The organism is Streptomyces sp. NPDC096339 (assembly GCF_044762985.1).
Classification (GTDB): domain Bacteria; phylum Actinomycetota; class Actinomycetes; order Streptomycetales; family Streptomycetaceae; genus Streptomyces.
Genome location: NZ_JBIWFI010000051.1, coordinates 1 through 17,068, shown reverse-complemented (window position 1 = coordinate 17,068; position 17,068 = coordinate 1). Strand labels below are relative to the sequence as shown.

Here is a 17,068-nt window from a genome sequence, read left to right as displayed (position 1 = left end):
CCGCGGGCGCCGGCCCTCAGCCCTCCAGGGCCCGGCGGGTGAGCGGACCGTAGACGCCCCACTCCTCGTCGATGTCGTTGTTGTACTGGAACGTCGACACCGCGTTCTCCACGCGCCAGTCGAACTTGCCGTTGGTCTTGTACGGGAACAGTCCCTGCGCCGCCAGCAACCGCTGCAGCTTCTCCACCTCCGGCCCCGAGTCCCCGTAGTGCAGGGTCGGACCCGAAGGAGCCGGCGGCTTCGAGGGGCTGGGGGAGCGGCTCGCACTCGCCGAAGGGCTCGGCGGAGCGGACGTCGCCGAGCGCGACGCACTCGGCGACGGAGACTTCGAGGGACTCGGCGACGCGGAACGCGAGGCCGACGGCGACGCGGACGCGCTCGGCGCGGCCGAGGACTGCGAGGAGGAAGGGGCCGGGGCGATCGCCGCGGGCGCCGACGCCTGCGCGTCCATCAGGGCGGTGTCACCGCTTCCGGACTCCGGCAGCACGAACACCGCGAGGGCCGTACCGCCGACGGCGACCACCGCCGCGGCACCCAGCAGCAGCGGCAACAGGCGCCGGGGAGTCGAACCGCCGCCACGCTTCTCCGGGCCCCCGCCCCCGCCCCCGCCCCCTCCCCATCCCGCTTCCGCGTTCCCGGTGGTCTCCGCGAACGCCGGGTACGCGACGGTCGCCGGTGCGCCCGGGAACGCCGGGGCTTCCGGAGCCACCGGCAACACCGCGGTTTCCGCAGCCGCCCCAACCCCCGGCACTCCAGCCCCCGGCACTCCAGCGCCCGGCACTCCAGCCCCCGGCACCTCTGCCGGGGCCGCCCCAGCTCCCGGCACCGCCGGGAGCTGGACCGTCTCCGCAGCGTCCTGCTGTGGCTGTGGCTGCGGCTGTGCGGCGGTCGGCCATGGCTGCGCCGTCGGTACCTGCGGCGCCGCCGGCGTCGATCCTGGTGCCGGCGCGGGTATGGGCCCCGGTGTGGCCCCCGGTATCGCCGCAGGCGGGCCGTACGCCTGGGTGTCGTGCCGGGGCTCCGGGGAGACCACGCCCGTCACCGGCTGCGGAGACACGGGGGGCTCCGGATCGCCGGGGTCGGGCAGCGTCACGTACGGGCGGATGCGCAAGGGGTTGAACCCCACGTCAGGCGCACACCGGCAGCCGCCGCCGACTACGGCGCCGCAATCCGGACAGTGTTCACCGTTCACTGGAATCCCTCCCTGGTCACTGCCAGCGATTATCCAGACGCGTCAAGGCCCTCCCAAGCGCCCGAGAGGCCATAACCGGACACACCGCTCACGATGGAGATCGACGGAGATGTTGATCCGGCCTGAGGAGGAGTGGATGACTCAGGATGTGACCAAGGAGTCCCGGGACCCCGGTCCCGGCCCGCAGAACCCCGGACCCGCGGCCGAGCACGCATCCCGCGAGGTACTCGTCTCCATCGGCGCCCTCCTCCTGGGCCTGCTCATCGCCGCGCTCGACCAGACCATCGTCTCGACCGCGCTGCCCACCATCGTCAGCGACCTCGGCGGCATGGCCCACCTCTCCTGGGTCGTCACCGCCTACATGCTCGCCTCCACCGCGGCCACCCCGTTGTGGGGCAAGCTCGGTGACCAGTACGGCCGCAAGAAGCTCTTCCAGTACGCCATCGTCCTGTTCCTCATCGGCTCCGCGCTCTGCGGTCTCGCCCAGAACATGCCGCAGCTCATCGGCTTCCGCGCCTTGCAGGGCCTTGGCGGCGGCGGGCTGATGGTGCTGTCGATGGCGATCGTCGGCGACATCGTCCCTCCCCGTGAACGCGGCAAGTACCAGGGCCTCTTCGGTGCCGTCTTCGGCGCGACCAGCGTGCTCGGCCCGCTGCTCGGAGGCCTGTTCGTGGACCACCTCTCCTGGCGCTGGGTCTTCTACATCAACCTCCCCATCGGTCTCGTCGCGCTCGTCGTCATTGCCGCCGCCCTGCACATCCCGGCGCGCCCCTCGAAGCACACCATCGACTACCTCGGCACCTTCCTCATCGCCTCCGTCGCCACCTGTCTCGTGCTCGTCGCCTCCCTCGGCGGCACCTGGGGCTGGGGCTCGGCCCGGATCGTCGGCCTCGCCGTCCTCGGCGCCGTGCTGCTCGTCGCCTTCGTCCTCGTGGAGCGGAAGGCCGCCGAACCCGTCCTGCCGCTGAAGCTCTTCCGCATCCGCACCTTCACCCTCTGCTCGGTGATCAGCTTCATCGTCGGTTTCGCCATGTTCGGCGCGATGGTCTACCTGCCGACCTTCCTCCAGGTCGTTCAGGGCGTCTCCCCGACCATGTCCGGGGTCCACATGCTGCCGATGGTCATCGGCATGCTGATCGCCTCCACCGCCTCCGGCCAGATCGTCAGCCGCACCGGACGCTGGAAGGTCTTCCCGATCACCGGCACCGCCGTCACCGCGGTCGGCCTGCTCCTGCTGCACCGGCTGGACCGCACCAGCTCCACCTGGGAGATGAGCGCCTACTTCTTCGTCTTCGGCGTCGGACTCGGCCTCGTCATGCAGGTACTCGTCCTCGTCGTGCAGAACGCCGTCAGCTACGCCGACCTCGGCGTCGCCACCTCCGGTGCCACCTTCTTCCGCTCCATCGGCGCCTCCTTCGGCGTCGCGATCTTCGGCACCGTCTTCACCAACGGGCTCGACGGGAAACTGGTCACCACCCTCGCCGGGATCCCGCTGCCGGCCGGCGTGGACGCCAAACGGCTGGAGGCCGACCCCCGGGCGATAGCGGCCCTCCCCGCCGAACTGCAGCCCCGGGTGCTCGACGCCTACGCCTCCGCCATCACCGACGTGTTCCTCTACGCCGTGCCCGTCGTCCTGGTCGCCTTCCTCGTCTCCTGGTTCCTGAAGGAGGACAAGCTCCGTGCGTCGGTCACCGCGCCCGACGTCTCCGAGACCCTCGCCTCCAACCCCGTCCAGCGCTCATCCCACGACGAGGTGGCCCGCGCGCTGTCGGTCCTCGGCAGCCGGGAGGGCCGCCGCCACGTCTACGAGAAGATCACCGAGAAGGCCGGCTACGACCTGCTGCCCGCCTCCAGCTGGCTGCTGCTGCGGATCAACAAATACGGCTCCGCCGAGCCCGCGCTGCTCGCCGAGCGCACCAGCGTGCCGCTGACGACCATCACGGACGCCGCCCGCCAGGTCGAGGAACGCCATTTCGCCGTCCGTGACGGGCTGCCGCTCGTCCTCACCGACCAGGGCCGTGAGGCCGCCGTCAAGCTCTCCGCCGCCCGTCAGGAATCCCTCGCCGAACTGCTCGGCGACTGGTGGGGCCCGGACCGCCCGACGGACTTGGACAAGCTGGTGCGCGAGATCAACGCGGAGTTGTGCGGATCCGACGCCGAGGAGCCCTACGACGCCCTTCCGCGGCGGGACCACGCGGCCCCCTAGCCGGCGCTGTCCGTGGCCTCCGCGCTGCCGCCACCGCCCGCACTCAGGCGAGCCGTTTCTCGAACCAGTGCTCGGCATACGGGCCGTCGTTGTACGCGGGTATTTCCCGGTACCCGTGACGCGCGTACAGCGCCCGTGCCTCCACGAGGTCCGACCGGGTGTCCAGCCGGACCCGCTCCGCCCCCATCGCCAGGGCCTCCGCCTCCAGGACCTCCAGCAGCGCCGCCCCGCCGCCGGTACCGCGGGTGCGCCGGTCGACGTACACCCTGGTGAGCTCGGCGGTCGCCGGGTCGAGCAGCCGGAATCCGCCGCACGCCAGCGGCTCGCCCGCCAGCCGGCCGACGACGAACCGGCCCGTCGGCGGGGCGAGCCCGTCGGCCGGGAAGTCGAGGACGCCCTGATCGATCTCGGCTTCGGTCACGGACCGTTTCCAGTACCGGCCGGCGACCTCCGCGTAGTACGCGCGGAGCAGGACGACGGCGTCAGGGGTGTCGTAGGGCTCGGGGGTCACGGTCCAGGTCTTGATCGCGTTGCTGTTCATGGCGCCATTGTGGAGCGGGCGGGGGATCTCCCGCGTGGAATATCCACAGGCACGGACCGATGATGTGAAAAAGGGAAAATCGCCCACATGGAGGGTGTAACGCCATGTCCAAGCATCCTGACGCCGTCCTGGTCCGCCGCGGTTACGAAGCCTTCTCCAAGGGCGACCTGGAAACGATGAGCACACTGTTCACGGCGGACGTCATCCACCACGTGCCGGGTGACAACCCGCTCTCAGGACACCACAAGGGACGCGAGGCCGTCCTCGACCTCTACCGGCGGCTCGGGGAGGAGACGAACGGCACCCTCAAGGTCGATCTGCACGCGGTGCTGGCGGACGGGCGGGGCCACGTCATGTCGTTCCACACGCTGCGGGCCGACCGCGGCGACCGGGGCATCGAGGTCCAGGAAGGCCTCTTCTTCACGATCGTCGGCGGCAAGATCACCGACATCGACGAGTGCACCCAGGACATCGAAGAGGAAGACGCCTTCTGGAGCTGAGCGCGCGAAACATGGAGGCCCGGGGCGTGCGCGCCCCGGGCCTCCGCCGTGTTCCGCCGTGTTCCGCGGTGTTCCGCCGCGCTCCTGCGCGCTCCTGCGCGTTCCGACGGGCTCCGGCGTGTTCCGCAGGCTCAGGCCTTCTTCGGCGCCGCCTGCTGCACGACCTCGAACGACCACACCGAGGACCCGGAGGCCGCCGGCTTCGGACGCTCGCCGCCGCCCTCGCCGCCACCCTGGTGGGCCGCCTTCATCGGCCCCTCCATCCACGCCTGGAAGTCCTCCTCGGACCGCCACCGCGTGTACACCAGGTACTGGTCGGTGCCCTCGACCGGGCGCAGCAGCTCGAACCACTCGAACCCGTCCGAGGACTCCACGGCCCCGGCCCGGGAGGCGAACCGCTGCTCCAGCACCTCGCGCTGCTCGGCGGGTACGGTCAGTGCGTTGATCTTCACGATGCTCATGCGGGCCATCCTAGGTATCCGACCCGGGATATCGTCGTCCGGGTAATGAACAGCGCGGTATGAAACGCGGTATGAAACGCGGCAGCCAGGCGAAGTCGGGGTTGCGGTCAATTGGGCGGGAGGCCGGCGAGGCGTGGCTAACGCGGCGGAGCACGGTGGTGGACACGGACATGCCGGAGTCATAGGCGGTAGTGGCAGGCTCGCGGCCGCGCGCCTCCTCCTGTGGGCGCTGGCGGGCGTGCTCGCCGTCAGACAGGCCGCCGCCGTGCTGCGCGTGCCACCGGGCGAGTGGCTGAGCGGGTTCCACCTCCCCGGCAGCCTGCCCGGCACGCTCTACGACGCCGGCCAGTTCACCGGCACGCCCTTCGCCGGGCTGGTGCTGAAGCCGTTCACCGGCCTCGCGGCGCCCTCGCTGGAGGTGGCCTGGACGACGGTGACGCTGCTGTTCGTGGCCGCCATCGGGCTCGTCGCCGCGCGCGGGCTGCCCGATCCCGTCCCGCGCCGCACCGCGCTGCTGGCCGCGCCCGTGCTGACCGCGCTGCTGATGGTCTCGCTGCCGGTGCGCGAGGCCGCCTCGCCGGGGCAGACGGCCGTACTGCCGGTGCTGCTGGTGCTGCTGGCCGTGTTCCGCGTGCCCGGTGAGCGCCCGGCCGGATTCCTCCTCGGCCTCGCCGCCGCGCTGCAACCCGCGCTGCTGCTGTTCGCCCCGCTGCTGTGGCTCGCCGGGCGGCGCCCGACCGCGACTTCCGCCGCCGTGACCTTCGCCGGGGCCACCGCGCTGGCCTGGGCGGCGCTGCCGCGCGACTCGTGGACGTACTGGGTGCGGCACCTGGCCGGCACCGGTCTCGGCGGCGCCCCCGACGGGCTCGCCAACCAGTCCCTGCACGGCGCGCTGCTGCGCTTCGGCCTGTCCGGGCCGGTCGAGATCCTGCTCTACCTCGCTCTCGCCGGCACCGTCGCGTTCCTCGGGCTGCGCCGCGCGGCCCGCTACGCGCGCGACGGCCAGCTGCTGCTCGCCGTCGCCATCACCGGCTGCGCGGCCGTCGCCGTGGCCCCGGCCGGCTGGCGCCACCAGCTGCTGTGGGTGCTGCTCGCGGTGGCCGGCAAGGTCGGCAAGCGGGCCGCCGACCGGCCCGTGTGGCCGGTGGCCGTGGTCCTCGCCATGACCCTGCCGAGCGACGTGCTGCTGCCGAACCTGGTCGCGCTGGCGCCCGTACGGGACAACGTGCTGCTCCTGACCGCGCTGGCGGCGGCCTGCGCCGTCCCGTTCCTGCCGCGTTCCTCGCCGTACTGGCGCGAGCCCGTCCCCACCGACTACGGCCGCCCCGCGGCCGCCCGGTGGGCCCGGGTGCCGCTGCTGCCGTTCTGGCGGCGCGTGCTGTCCCGCCCGAACCTGCTGCTGGAACTGCTGCTGATACGGGTCGGATACTCCCTGTACTCCCACATCCGGGCCGCGGCGCCCACGAGCCGCTCGCTCGCCGAGGGCAACGGCAGCCAGATCCACGGCATCGAGAAGGCGCTCGGCATTGACATCGAGCACGCCGTGAACCACGCCGTGGTGAACACGCCCTGGCTGGAGGCGTTCTTCAACTTCTACTACACCTCCTTCCACTTCGTGATCCCGCTGACGATCCTCGCGGTCCTGTACTGGCGGCGCCCCGGCGACTACCGCTGGGCCAGGGCCTCCCTGGGCCTCGCCACCGTCCTCGCGCTCATAGGCTTCTGGCTCTACCCGCTCGCACCGCCGCGCCTGATGCCCGGGCTCGGCTTCATCGACACCGTGCACGGACCGCAGGACCTGGCGAACCCGTCGTACGGTGCGATGACCGCGATCTCCAACCAGTACGCGGCGATGCCCTCCCTGCACTTCGGCTGGTCGCTGTGGTGCGGGATCGTGATCGTGGTGCTCGCGCCGAAGGGCTGGCAGAAGCTGCTCGGGGTGCTGCACCCGCTGATCACGGTGTGCGCGATCGTGGCCACCGCCAACCACTGGGTGCTGGACGCCGTGGGCGGGGCGGCCGTCGTCGCCGCCGGCTTCGGGCTCGTGTACGTGCTGTCGGGGCCGCGCCGGCTCCAGCTGACGGTGCCGGCGCAGCGGACCGGATCCGTGGAAGGTACGGATACGCAGGTCAGGGCCGCTGCCCGGACCTAGGGCCTGGGGGGATTCCCGGGGGCCGTCCGGGCACCAGCACCGGACGGCCGGGCCCGGGCCGACCGCGCCGGGGCCCTCGGACCCCGGACCCGTGCCTCGGACCCCGGACCCGTGCCCCGGACCCGTGCCCGGGGCCCCGGAACCGCCCCCGTGGCCCGTCCGGGTGGCTTACCGACCCCGTCGGAAGAGCCGTCGCCGGTGCCGGATTGCGACCGTGCCGCAACCGTGTGTCACTCATCGCATGATCAGACACATCGCGCGTGCGTTCTGCGCCTCCGCTCTCGTCATCGCTCCGCTCGCCCTGACCGCGACCCCCGCCCATGCCGTGGCCTCGTGCACGGTCAACGGCCGGGCCGTGACCGGTACCACCGTCAACGGGACGGCCGGCGCCGACCTCATCCTCTGCGGCGCCCTCGCGCCGGGTGACCGGGTCGACGGCCTGGGCGGCAGTGACTACATCGTCATCACCGGCACCGTCGCGGGCACCGTGGCCGGTGGCGCGGGCAGCGACTACATCACGGCCGATGCCGGTGTCGCCCCGACCGGCCAGGTCCTCGGCGGCGACGGCACCGACTACCTCCGCATCGGCCCGAACGCCGGACTCGTCGACGGCGGAGCCGGGATCGACCTCTGCCGGGTCGCTTCCGGCAACCCGCCCGTCAACTGCCCCTGACGACAACCCGTCGCGCGCCACCGGGACGTGTGGCGCGCGACGGCCGCCGGCGGCACGGGCCCTAGCCTGGCGGGATGTTCTGGTTGAGGCGGAAGAGGTTGCCCGGGTCGTAGCGGCGTTTGAGTTCCCGCAGTCGGCGGTACTTCTCGGGCCCGTACGCCTCGCGGACCCGGTCCTCGCCCTCCTCCATCAGGAAGTTCGCGTACACGCCGGTCTGGTGGGGGGCGAGCGCCGACCACAGGCCGCGCGCCCACTCCCGCTCCCGCTCGAAGCCCTCTTCGCCCTCGCAGGTCCCGTTGATGTTGAAGGTGTGGCCGGCGGTGCGAGCGCCGAAGGCCGTCTCCGCCTCGCCGACGCGGCCGATCGCGCCGCCCAGCTGGAAGATCGGGAAGGCGGTCAGCGGGGACACGATCCGCGCCGCGTGCTCGGCCGTGACGTCGATGACCTCGTCGCCGAGCCGGTCCACGTCACAGGACTTGAAGTAGTACCAGCGGCCGTGCGGGAAGGACGGGTCGAACATGGCCTGGTGCTGGACGAACGGCTTCGGCGCGCACAGGTCCATCACCGGCTCCGGCCCCCACGCGCGCAGCGGCCGCAGCACCCGTTCGCCCTCCTCGACGGGCCCGGCGTAGCAGCACACCACCATGACCACCGGTTTCCCGCGCAGATCCGCCGGGACGAACGGCAGCGGCGGCGCCTTGCGGTGCACGACCGCCGTGGTCAGGTCGTCCGGTACGTCGGTGATCCACTCGCGGTAGAAACGCAGCAGACGCGCCGAATCCGCCATGTGCCAGGCGATGGGGCCGGCCAGTACGACGGGCCCGAGCGGGTTGAGCCGGAACTCGAACTCGGTGACGATGCCGAAGTTGCCGCCGCCGCCCCGCACTCCCCAGAAGAGGTCCGGGTTGACGTCCGCGCTCGCCTTCAGGAGGGTGCCGTCGGCGGTGACCAGGTCCACGGACAGCAGCTGGTCGATGGTGAGGCCGTACTTGCGCATCAGCCAGCCGATGCCGCCGCCGAGGGTGAGTCCGGCCAGCCCGGTGTGGGTGACGATCCCGGCGGGCACGGCCAGCCCGAAGGCCTGCGTCTCGTGGTCCAGCTCGCCGAGGAGCACCCCGGCCTGGGCCCGTACGGTGCGGGCCTCGGGATCGACCCGGATCCCCTTCATCAGGGAGAGGTCGATGACGACCCCGTCGTCGCACACCGACTGACCGGGGAAGCTGTGCCCGCCGCTGCGCACCGCCAGGGGCAGTCCGGCCGCGGGGCCGGAGGGTCCGGCGCACCGGACGGCGGCGATCACGTCGGCGGCGCCGGTGCAGTGGGCGATGAGGGCGGGGCGGCGGTCGACGGAGCCGTTCCAGACCCGGCGGTCCTCCTCGTAGCCGTCGTCGCCGGGCCGCACGAGCGGCCCCCGGAAGGCCTTGGAGAGTTCGTCGTACGCGGTGGCGGAGATGGCGGACGCGGCGGTGGACATGGTGGCTCCCTCGCCCGGAGTGACGGCGGGTGGCGGCGGAACGCCGACGGGGTGCCGGGGCGAGTGACAGTCCGCCCCGGCACCCCGTCGGTGGATCGCCGCGTCCTGTCAGGATCCGCCGGTCGTGCCCGTGCCGCCACTCGGAGGCCGGCGCGGACCCGGGGCCACACGGGCTCGCAGGCCGGCGCGGGCTCGGGGGCCCACGCGGGCTCGGGGGTCGACGCCGACCCGGGCCGACGGACGGCAGCGGCCGACGGACGGCAGCGGCCGACGGACGGCAGGGGCCGGGGCGTGGGAGGAGGGGGCCCCTGCCGTCCTGGTTCACGGGTCAGCCGTGGCTGACCCGGAGCTCCTTGATGCCGTTCAGCCAGGCCGCGCGCAGTCGACGCGGTGCCTCGCCCGTCAGGCGCAGGTCGGGCAGGGCGTCGGCCAGCGCGTTGAAGATCAGGTCGATCTCCAGGACCGCCAGGGACTTGCCGAGGCAGAAGTGCGGGCCGCCGCCGCCGAAGCCCAGGTGCGGGTTCGGGTCGCGGGTGATGTCGAAGGCGTCCGGGTTCTCGAAGACCTCGGGGTCGTGGTTGGCGGACGAGTAGAACATCCCGACCCGGTCGCCCGCCTTGATCTTCTGGCCGCCCAGTTCGGTGTCCTGGGTGGCGGTGCGCTGGAAGGACACCACGGGGGTGGCCCAGCGCACGATCTCCTCCGCGGCCGTGGAGGGCCGGGTCGCCTTGTACAGCTCCCACTGCTCGGGATGGGTGAGGAAGGCGTGCATGCCGTGGCTGATGGCGTTGCGGGTGGTCTCGTTGCCGGCGACCGCCAGCAGCAGGACGAAGAAGCCGAACTCGTCGGAGCCCAGGTTGCCCTGGCCCTCGGCCGCCACGAGCTGCGTGACGATGTCCTGGGCGGGGCACTCCTTGCGCTCGGCGGAGAGGTTCATCGCGTAACCGATCAGCTCCACCGCCGCGTTGGAGCCGACCTCCTCGGTGATCGCGTACTCCGGGTCGTCGTACGCGATCATCTTGTTCGACCAGTCGAAGATCTTGGCGCGGTCCTTCTGCGGTACGCCGATCAGCTCGGCGATGGCCTGGAGCGGGAGTTCGCAGGCCACCTGCGTGACGAAGTCGAAGCTGCCGTCCGCCGACGCGGCCACGGCCTGCTCGACGATCTTCCGGGCCCGGTCGCGCAGGGCGTCCTCCAGGCCGCGGATGGAACGCGGGGTGAATCCGCGCTGGACGATCTGGCGTACGCGGGTGTGTTCCGGCGGATCCATGTTCAGCATGATCAGACGCTGGGCATCTATGGCATCACGCTGGATGTGCTCGTTGAACCGGATGATCGCCGTGTTGAGGGTCGAGGAGAAGAGCTCCGGGTGCGTGGAGACGTACTTGACGTCCGCGTGCCGGGTCACGACCCAGTAGCCCTCGTCGTCGAAGCCGGTGACGCCACGGGGCTGCGGGCACCACCACACCGGTGCGGTCTGCCGCAGTTCCGCGAACTCCGGCAGCGGGACCCGGCTTTGGAGCAGGTCGGGATCGGTGGCGTCGAAGCCTTCGGGCAGCGCGGGGCAGGACATCGGGCGACTCCAAAGTCTGACGGCCCATCAGATGTTGGCTCGAAGGTAGTAACGAGTTCTAGAAGAGACAAGGCTTGGCGCAGCACCTGTTGCGTGTGGAATCCGTGCAGGCCGCGTGCAAGACCCTTGCGTGGCGGGCTTCCAGGTCATAAAACTGCGGGGAGAACTAGAACGCGTACTAGTTCGGGCGGGGCCGCCGGGACGGCCCGCCGCGCCGGCACAGTGCAGGAGAGGACGAGCTCATGGCCGCGGAACCCGTCATCGTCGAAGCCGTACGCACCCCCATCGGCAAGCGCGGGGGCGCGCTCGCCAACCTCCATCCCGCCTACCTGCTCGGCGAGACCTACCGCGAACTGCTCGCCCGAACCGGAATCCAGCCCGACTGCGTCGAGCAGATCGTCGGCGGCACCGTCACCCACGCCGGTGAGCAGTCGATGAACCCCGCCCGCAACGCCTGGCTCGCCATGGGCCTCCCGTACGAGACCGCGGCGACGACCGTGGACTGTCAGTGCGGCAGCTCCCAGCAGGCCAACCACATGGTCGCCAACATGATCTCCGGCGGTGTCATGGACATCGGCATCGCCTGCGGGGTCGAGGCCATGAGCCGCGTCCCGCTGGGATCGGGGTCCAAGCACGGGCCCGGCAAGCCGTTCCCGGACGAGTGGAACGTAGACCTGCCCAACCAGTTCGAGGCCGCCGAGCGCATCGCCCGCAACCGGGGCCTGACCCGCGAGGACGTCGACCGCCTCGGCGTGCTCTCGCAGGAACGGGCCGCCACCGCCTGGGCCGAGGAACGCTTCAAGCGCGAGACCTTCGCCGTGCAGGTGCCCACCACCGAGGAGGAGCAGGCCGCCGGACAGGGCATGTGGCGCCTGGTCGACCGCGACGAGGGCCTGCGCGACACCAGCATGGAGGGCCTGGCCCGGCTCAAGCCGGTCATGCCGACCGCCGTGCACACGGCCGGGAACTCCTCGCAGATATCCGACGGGGCCGCCGCCGTGATGTGGGCCTCCCGCAAGATGGCGAGGGCCCTCAAGCTCAAGCCGCGCGCCCGCATCGTCGCCCAGACCCTGGTCGGCGCCGACCCGCACTACCACCTGGACGGGCCGATCGACGCGACGCGGGCCGTGCTCGGCAAGGCCGGGATGTCCCTCAAGGACATCGACCTCGTCGAGATCAACGAGGCCTTCGCCTCCGTCGTCCTCAGCTGGGCCCAGGTCTTCGACCAGGACCTGGAGAAGGTCAACGTCAACGGAGGCGCCATCGCCCTCGGCCACCCCGTCGGCGCCACCGGCGCCCGGCTGATCACCACCGCGCTGCACGAACTGGAACGCCGTGACAAGGAATTCGCGCTGATCACCATGTGCGCGGGCGGCGCGCTGGCGACCGGGACGATCATCCAGCGGCTGTGAGCGCCTGAGCCCGCTTCCGGGCTCCTCGAACCCTGTGGGATGGGATGCAGAAGGCCCCGGGGGCCGGACCTGGGGAGGCCGGCCACCGGGGCCTTCGTATGTCTGCTGCTGCGTGTGCTGCGCGTGCCGGCTTAGTACCAGTGGTTGGCGGACCAGAAGTTCCAGGCCTCGACCGGGCTGCCGTAGCGGGAGTTCATGTAGTCCAGGCCCCACTTGATCTGGGTGGCCGGGTTGGTCTTCCAGTCCGCGCCCGCCGAGGCCATCTTCGAGGCCGGCAGGGCCTGGGCCAGGCCGTAGGCGCCGGAGGAGGCGTTGGTGGCCGTGTAGTCCCAGCCGCTCTCGTGCGAGATGATCTTGTCGAAAGCGGCGAACTGGGCCGGGTCCTTGATCATCTGCCGGGCGATCGCCTTGGCGCTCATCGGGGCGGCCTGCGCCGGGACCGTGGCCAGCATGGAGCCGGCGACACCCAGGGCGAGGACGGTACCCGCGAGGGTCTTCTTCGAAGCGGCGATGCGGCGGATGACGGTGTTGGACACGGATTGACCTTCCGAAGGGGACAAGGACGGCCGCGGGCATGCCGGAGACATGCGTGAACCACTCACGCCAAGGAGAGGGGATCGTCGGCGGCGGGTGAACCACCCGGGCCGCCCTGCGACTCATCCAGTTCTACCGACGCCCCCACCCCCTGGCAACGGCCCCACGTACTAGCCGCCCTCGCAGCACGGGCCCCACGACCCCCCTCCGGGACGAAGGCGCAGGGCTTCCACGGGCTACTAGGCCGGGTCGTATGTGACGTGGGTCCTGTGGGGCGGCTCACCGCCGGGGGACCCGAATGTCACCTTCCGCGTCCGTCCGTACCCTTTGGGACTCGAAGGAAACGGGCGCGTCGAAGGCCGCTTTGCGAGTCGCCCGCCGTAGGGCCTTCAGCAGCGTGGCCCCGAGCGCGAGCGTCAGTACGACGGTCAGCGCGGCCCGGCCCAGGTCCCAGCCCAGCGAAGTCGCCAGGCAGTACGCGGCGAAGCGCGCGAGGTTCGCCGCGACCGGGTCCCCCGGGTGGAAGGAGACGCCCTGGCCCATGCCCTGCAGCATCACCCAGCCCTGGAGGTTCATGACCGTGCCGTACGCGAACGAGCCGAGGAAGCCGTACGCCGCCAGCATCGCCAGCTCGGCCCGGCCCCGGATCCGCTCGGGTCCCGGCAGCAGGCCGGCCCCCAGGGCGAACCAGCCCAGCGCGAGCATCTGGAACGGCATCCACGGGCCCACACCACCGGTGAGCAGGGCCGACGCGAACATCGTGACGGAGCCGAGGACGAAGCCGAAGCCCGGCCCGAGGACGCGCCCGCTGAGCACCATCAGGAAGAACATGGGCTCCAGACCGGCCGTACCCGCGCCCAGCGGTCTCAGAGCCGCCCCGACCGCGGCGAGCACGCCGAGCATCGCCACGGCCTTGGCGTCCATGCCGTTGTCCGCGATGGTCGCGACGACGACGGCGACGAGGAGGGGGAGCAGCGCGGCGAACAGCCAGGGGGCGTCCTGCGAGTGGGCGAGTCCGGACTGCCCGTCGGCGAGGAGCGGCCAGCCGAAGGCGGCGATGCCGATGAGGGTGACCAGGACCAGGGCGGCGGCGGCACGGGGGCCGATGCGGACGGGGCGGGTTGCTCTGCGGGTCATGCGGGGGCCGTCCCGGGGGTCGGGTCCGGGGTCGGGGCCGGGGTCGGGCCCGTGGCCGGGTCCCGGGTCGGGTCCGTGGCCGCCAGGGCTTCGGCGACCTGGGAGACCGTGAGCCAGTGGCCGGGAGCCAGGACCTTCGCCACCTGCGGTGCGAACGCGGGGGAGGAGACGACCACCTCGGCGGTCGGGCCGTCCGCGACGATCTCCCCGCCCGCCAGGATCACCACGCGGTGCGCCACCTCGGCGGCGAGCTCCACGTCATGGGTGGCCAGGACGATGGCGTGGCCGTCGGCCGCGAGGGCGCGGAGGATCTCGATCAGGCGGGCCTTGGCGGCGTAGTCCAGACCCCGGGTGGGCTCGTCGAGCAGGAGCAGCGCCGGGCGGCCGGTCAGCACCAGGGCGAGGGCCAGGGCGAGGCGCTGCCCCTCGGAGAGGTCGCGGGGGTGGACGTCGTCCGGTACGTCCGGGAGCAGGGACGTGACCAGCGCCCGGCAGGTGCCGGGGGCCGCGCCCGCGTCGGAGTCCGCGGCGGCGCACTCGGCGGCGACGGTGTCGGCGTAGAGCAGGTCGCGGGGCTCCTGGGGTACGAGACCCACGCGGCGCACCATCTCGGGCGGCGGGGTGCGGTGGGGGGCGAGGCCGCCGACAGTCACCTCGCCGGTGGCGGGCGGGACGGTCCCGACGAGGGCGGAGAGCAGGGTGGACTTGCCGGCGCCGTTGCGGCCCATGAGGGCGACGGTCTCGCCGGGGGCGACGGTGAGGGTGATCCCGCGGAGGGTTTCGGCGCGGCCGCGGCGTACGCCGAGGTTGCGGACCTCGGCCACCGGGTCGGCTCCCGCCGGGTCTGCGTGCGCCGGCGTGGGGCGGGTCGGCTCGCCGCGGCGGAGCAGGCGGGCCAGGCGGGCCGGCAGGCCGGTGCGGGGTGCGGGGTGCCGCTGCGCGGAGCCGTCCCCTTCCCGCCCCTTCCCGAAACCGGGGGCTCCGCCCCCGGACCCCCGGTCCTCAAACGCCGGACGGGCTGAAACCCCCAGCCCCTCCGGCGTTTGAGGAGCGGGTCCGGGAAGAGCCCGGGAAGCGGTGCCGCGGACGGGATCGGACGGCACGGGCACGGACGAGAGACGGGTGCGCAACGGGGCGGCCAGCCTGCGGGCGTCGCGGACCGACAGCGGGAGCGGGGACCAGCCCGCCACGCGCCCCAGCGAGACCACCGGCGGGTGGACCGGGGAGACCGCCATGACCTCCGACGGGGCCCCGAGCACCGGCGCCGCGCCCGGGGCGGGCAGCAGCAGCACGCGGTCGGCGTACTGCACCACCCGCTCCAGCCGGTGCTCCGCCATCAGGACCGTGGTGCCGAGGTCGTGGACCAGCCGCTGGAGCACCGCCAGGACCTCCTCCGCCGCCGCCGGGTCCAGCGCAGAGGTGGGCTCGTCCAGTACGAGGACCTTCGGGTGCGTGGTCAGGACCGAGCCGATCGCGACCCGCTGCTGCTGCCCGCCCGAGAGGGTCGCGATGGGCCGGTCGCGCAGCTCGTTCAGGCCGAGGAGGTCCAGGGTCTCCTCGACGCGGCGGCGCATCACGGCAGGGGCCAGCCCGAGGGACTCCATCCCGTACGCCAGCTCGTCCTCCACCACGTCCGTCACGAAGTGCGCGAGCGGATCCTGACCGACCGTGCCGACCACGTCCGCGAGCTCGCGCGGCTTGTGGGTGCGCGTGTCGCGGCCGGCGACCGTCACCCGCCCGCGCAGGGTGCCGCCCGTGAAGTGCGGGACCAGCCCGGAGACCGCGCCCAGCAGCGTGGACTTGCCCACCCCGGACGGACCGACGAGCAGCGTCAGCTCCCCTTCCGGGATCTCCAGGTCGAGGCCCTGGAGGGAAGGGCCGGCCGCGCCGTCGTAGGTGACGGACACCTGCTCGAAGCGGATCAACGGGATGCCTCCTGAGAGGGTGCGAGGGGTACGGGCGCCACGAACGCGGGCAGCAGGCCGATCAGGACCGACGCCGCCGGCCACAGCGGCAGCGTCGGCGCCACCAGCGGCACCACCCCCGGATGCAGGGCGGCGGGATCGCGCGTGCCCGCGTACACGAGGAGCGCGGCGACGGACGCGCCCGATCCGGCGACCAGCCAGGCGCGCGGCCCCCAGCGGTCGGGCCGGTAGCGGGTCCGCACCGACCGGCGGCCGCCGAGCCGCAGGCCCGCGAGGGCCAGCAGCAGGCCGATGCCGAGCACGGGCAGCCCGTACGCGGCGCCCTCCGCGGCGAGCAGCCCGTACGTGCCGGCGCACATGCCGAGCAGGCCGCCGAGGGTGAGGGCGTTCGTGGTGTGCCGCACGGCGGGCGGGACCTCGGCGGTGCGCCCGTACCCGCGCGCGTCCATCGACGCGGCGATGGCGACGGAGCGCTCCAGGGCGCCCTCCAGCACCGGCAGGCCGATCTGCAGGATCGCCTTGACCCCGCCGGTCGGGCGTCCGCGCAGCCGGCGCGCGGTGCGCAGGCGGACGACGTCGGCGACCATGTTCGGCGCGAAGGTCATGGCGACGACCACGGCGACGCCCGCCTCGTACAGGGCGGCCGGGAGGGACTTCAGCAGCCGCGCCGGGTTCGCGAGGGCGTTCGCGGCGCCGACGCAGACGAGGAGGGCCGCCAGCTTGGCCCCGTCGTAGAAGGCGAAGACCAGCTGCTCGGCGGTGACCCGGCCGCCGAACCGGATGCCCTGCGCCCAGGCGGGCAGCGGGACCTCGGGGAGGGTGAAGAGGGTGTGCGAGCCGGGGATGGGGGAGCCGAGCAGCACGGAGAAGAGCAGGCGCAGGCCGATGACGAAGAGGCCGAGCCTGAGGAACGCGCTGTAGGAACGGGCCCACGGGGCGTCCGTGCGGCGGGCCGCGACCACGTACCCGGCGACGCCGATGATCATCCCGAGGAGCAGCGGGTTGGTGGTCCGCGAGGCGGCGGTGGCCAGCCCGAGGGCCCACAGCCACCAGGCCCCCGCGTGCAGGGCCGTCGCCCGGCGGGCGAGCGGGGCCTGCCATTTCTTGTACGTCGGCCCGTGCGGGTGGCCCGTCGGCGCGGCGGGGATCCGCCGGGGCGGGGCCACCCGGCCGGGTGCGGCCCCGGTGGGGGTGCTGCTCCTGGGGGCTCCGCCCCCAGACCCCCGGGGGGCCCACCCCCGCCGCGGGGGCGAAACCCCCCCCCCCCGCGCGGGGGGGCGGGGGGGGC

At 72.8% G+C, this 17,068-nt stretch carries 14 protein-coding genes; 5 read left to right on the top strand and 9 right to left on the bottom strand.

The features are described from left to right. Nucleotides 1–16: 16 nt before the first annotated feature. The gene (locus ACIQ5Y_RS37130) at nucleotides 17–709 is read right to left on the bottom strand and encodes a peptidoglycan-binding protein (protein ID WP_403891043.1); all 693 of its coding nucleotides are present in this window, start codon (nucleotides 707–709) and stop codon (nucleotides 17–19) included. Between the two features lie 619 nt (nucleotides 710–1,328). Between ACIQ5Y_RS37130 and ACIQ5Y_RS37125 the strand changes: the two genes are divergently transcribed. Further along, nucleotides 1,329–3,398 carry a DHA2 family efflux MFS transporter permease subunit gene (locus ACIQ5Y_RS37125; RefSeq protein ID WP_403891040.1) on the top strand — a complete coding sequence of 690 codons (2,070 nt, stop codon included), beginning with the start codon at nucleotides 1,329–1,331 and terminating at the stop codon, nucleotides 3,396–3,398. Nucleotides 3,399–3,441: 43 nt separating this feature from the next. Here ACIQ5Y_RS37125 and ACIQ5Y_RS37120 read toward each other — a convergent pair whose 3' ends face one another. Then, nucleotides 3,442–3,939 (bottom strand): GNAT family N-acetyltransferase, encoded by a 498-nt coding sequence (locus tag ACIQ5Y_RS37120; RefSeq protein ID WP_403891037.1) that lies wholly within the window; start codon nucleotides 3,937–3,939, stop codon nucleotides 3,442–3,444. A 104-nt stretch (nucleotides 3,940–4,043) separates the two neighbouring features. Between ACIQ5Y_RS37120 and ACIQ5Y_RS37115 the strand changes: the two genes are divergently transcribed. After that, nucleotides 4,044–4,439, top strand: coding sequence for a nuclear transport factor 2 family protein (locus ACIQ5Y_RS37115; RefSeq protein WP_403891034.1), 396 nt, complete (start codon nucleotides 4,044–4,046; stop codon nucleotides 4,437–4,439). 131 nt (nucleotides 4,440–4,570) lie between these two features. On the opposite strand, the gene ACIQ5Y_RS37110 is transcribed toward ACIQ5Y_RS37115, so the two are convergent. Continuing rightward, complete coding sequence (locus ACIQ5Y_RS37110; protein ID WP_365179898.1) at nucleotides 4,571–4,900, bottom strand: antibiotic biosynthesis monooxygenase; 330 nt, start codon at nucleotides 4,898–4,900, stop codon at nucleotides 4,571–4,573. A 133-nt stretch (nucleotides 4,901–5,033) separates the two neighbouring features. Between ACIQ5Y_RS37110 and ACIQ5Y_RS37105 the strand changes: the two genes are divergently transcribed. Both ACIQ5Y_RS37105 and ACIQ5Y_RS37100 read left to right on the top strand, forming a co-directional pair. Next, the gene (locus tag ACIQ5Y_RS37105) at nucleotides 5,034–7,052 is read left to right on the top strand and encodes a bifunctional glycosyltransferase 87/phosphatase PAP2 family protein (protein ID WP_403891030.1); all 2,019 of its coding nucleotides are present in this window, start codon (nucleotides 5,034–5,036) and stop codon (nucleotides 7,050–7,052) included. 241 nt (nucleotides 7,053–7,293) lie between these two features. Continuing rightward, complete coding sequence (locus tag ACIQ5Y_RS37100; protein WP_403891027.1) at nucleotides 7,294–7,725, top strand: hypothetical protein; 432 nt, start codon at nucleotides 7,294–7,296, stop codon at nucleotides 7,723–7,725. A gap of 61 nt (nucleotides 7,726–7,786) precedes the next feature. On the opposite strand, the gene ACIQ5Y_RS37095 is transcribed toward ACIQ5Y_RS37100, so the two are convergent. Together ACIQ5Y_RS37095 and ACIQ5Y_RS37090 are read right to left on the bottom strand one after the other, a co-directional pair. Beyond that, nucleotides 7,787–9,199 (bottom strand): FAD-binding oxidoreductase, encoded by a 1,413-nt coding sequence (locus ACIQ5Y_RS37095; RefSeq protein ID WP_403891024.1) that lies wholly within the window; start codon nucleotides 9,197–9,199, stop codon nucleotides 7,787–7,789. A 328-nt stretch (nucleotides 9,200–9,527) separates the two neighbouring features. Further along, nucleotides 9,528–10,772 carry a cytochrome P450 gene (locus ACIQ5Y_RS37090; protein ID WP_403891021.1) on the bottom strand — a complete coding sequence of 415 codons (1,245 nt, stop codon included), beginning with the start codon at nucleotides 10,770–10,772 and terminating at the stop codon, nucleotides 9,528–9,530. A gap of 242 nt (nucleotides 10,773–11,014) precedes the next feature. Between ACIQ5Y_RS37090 and ACIQ5Y_RS37085 the strand changes: the two genes are divergently transcribed. After that, a complete protein-coding gene (locus ACIQ5Y_RS37085; RefSeq protein WP_384595042.1) occupies nucleotides 11,015–12,184 on the top strand; it encodes a steroid 3-ketoacyl-CoA thiolase in 1,170 nt (389 codons plus the stop codon). 131 nt (nucleotides 12,185–12,315) lie between these two features. Here ACIQ5Y_RS37085 and ACIQ5Y_RS37080 read toward each other — a convergent pair whose 3' ends face one another. From ACIQ5Y_RS37080 to ACIQ5Y_RS37065, 4 genes are all read right to left on the bottom strand, one after another. Beyond that, nucleotides 12,316–12,720: a transglycosylase SLT domain-containing protein gene (locus ACIQ5Y_RS37080; RefSeq protein ID WP_403891018.1), complete on the bottom strand. Its 405-nt coding sequence runs from the start codon at nucleotides 12,718–12,720 to the stop codon at nucleotides 12,316–12,318. 277 nt (nucleotides 12,721–12,997) lie between these two features. After that, nucleotides 12,998–13,855, bottom strand: a complete 858-nt coding sequence (locus tag ACIQ5Y_RS37075) for an ECF transporter S component (protein ID WP_403891016.1) — start codon at nucleotides 13,853–13,855, stop codon at nucleotides 12,998–13,000. Next, nucleotides 13,852–15,780 (bottom strand): ABC transporter ATP-binding protein, encoded by a 1,929-nt coding sequence (locus ACIQ5Y_RS37070; RefSeq protein WP_403891013.1) that lies wholly within the window; start codon nucleotides 15,778–15,780, stop codon nucleotides 13,852–13,854. The genes ACIQ5Y_RS37075 and ACIQ5Y_RS37070 overlap by 4 nt, the downstream gene beginning before the upstream one ends. Then, entirely contained in the window at nucleotides 15,777–16,928 is a 1,152-nt protein-coding gene (locus ACIQ5Y_RS37065) for an energy-coupling factor transporter transmembrane component T (protein ID WP_403891119.1), read from the bottom strand. Before ACIQ5Y_RS37065 ends, ACIQ5Y_RS37070 begins: the two co-directional genes overlap by 4 nt. Nucleotides 16,929–17,068 lie beyond the last annotated feature (140 nt).

Bases quoted from the DNA above. Each gene is read 5' to 3' on its own strand.
- ACIQ5Y_RS37085 (WP_384595042.1), top strand. From the start codon at position 11,015: ATGGCCGCGGAACCCGTCATCGTCGAAGCCGTACGCACCCCCATCGGC.
- ACIQ5Y_RS37110 (WP_365179898.1), bottom strand. From the start codon at position 4,900: ATGAGCATCGTGAAGATCAACGCACTGACCGTACCCGCCGAGCAGCGC.
- ACIQ5Y_RS37100 (WP_403891027.1), top strand. From the start codon at position 7,294: ATGATCAGACACATCGCGCGTGCGTTCTGCGCCTCCGCTCTCGTCATC.
- ACIQ5Y_RS37120 (WP_403891037.1), bottom strand. From the start codon at position 3,939: ATGAACAGCAACGCGATCAAGACCTGGACCGTGACCCCCGAGCCCTAC.
- ACIQ5Y_RS37090 (WP_403891021.1), bottom strand. From the start codon at position 10,772: ATGTCCTGCCCCGCGCTGCCCGAAGGCTTCGACGCCACCGATCCCGAC.
- ACIQ5Y_RS37115 (WP_403891034.1), top strand. From the start codon at position 4,044: ATGTCCAAGCATCCTGACGCCGTCCTGGTCCGCCGCGGTTACGAAGCC.
- ACIQ5Y_RS37095 (WP_403891024.1), bottom strand. From the start codon at position 9,199: ATGTCCACCGCCGCGTCCGCCATCTCCGCCACCGCGTACGACGAACTC.
- ACIQ5Y_RS37075 (WP_403891016.1), bottom strand. From the start codon at position 13,855: ATGACCCGCAGAGCAACCCGCCCCGTCCGCATCGGCCCCCGTGCCGCC.
- ACIQ5Y_RS37125 (WP_403891040.1), top strand. From the start codon at position 1,329: ATGACTCAGGATGTGACCAAGGAGTCCCGGGACCCCGGTCCCGGCCCG.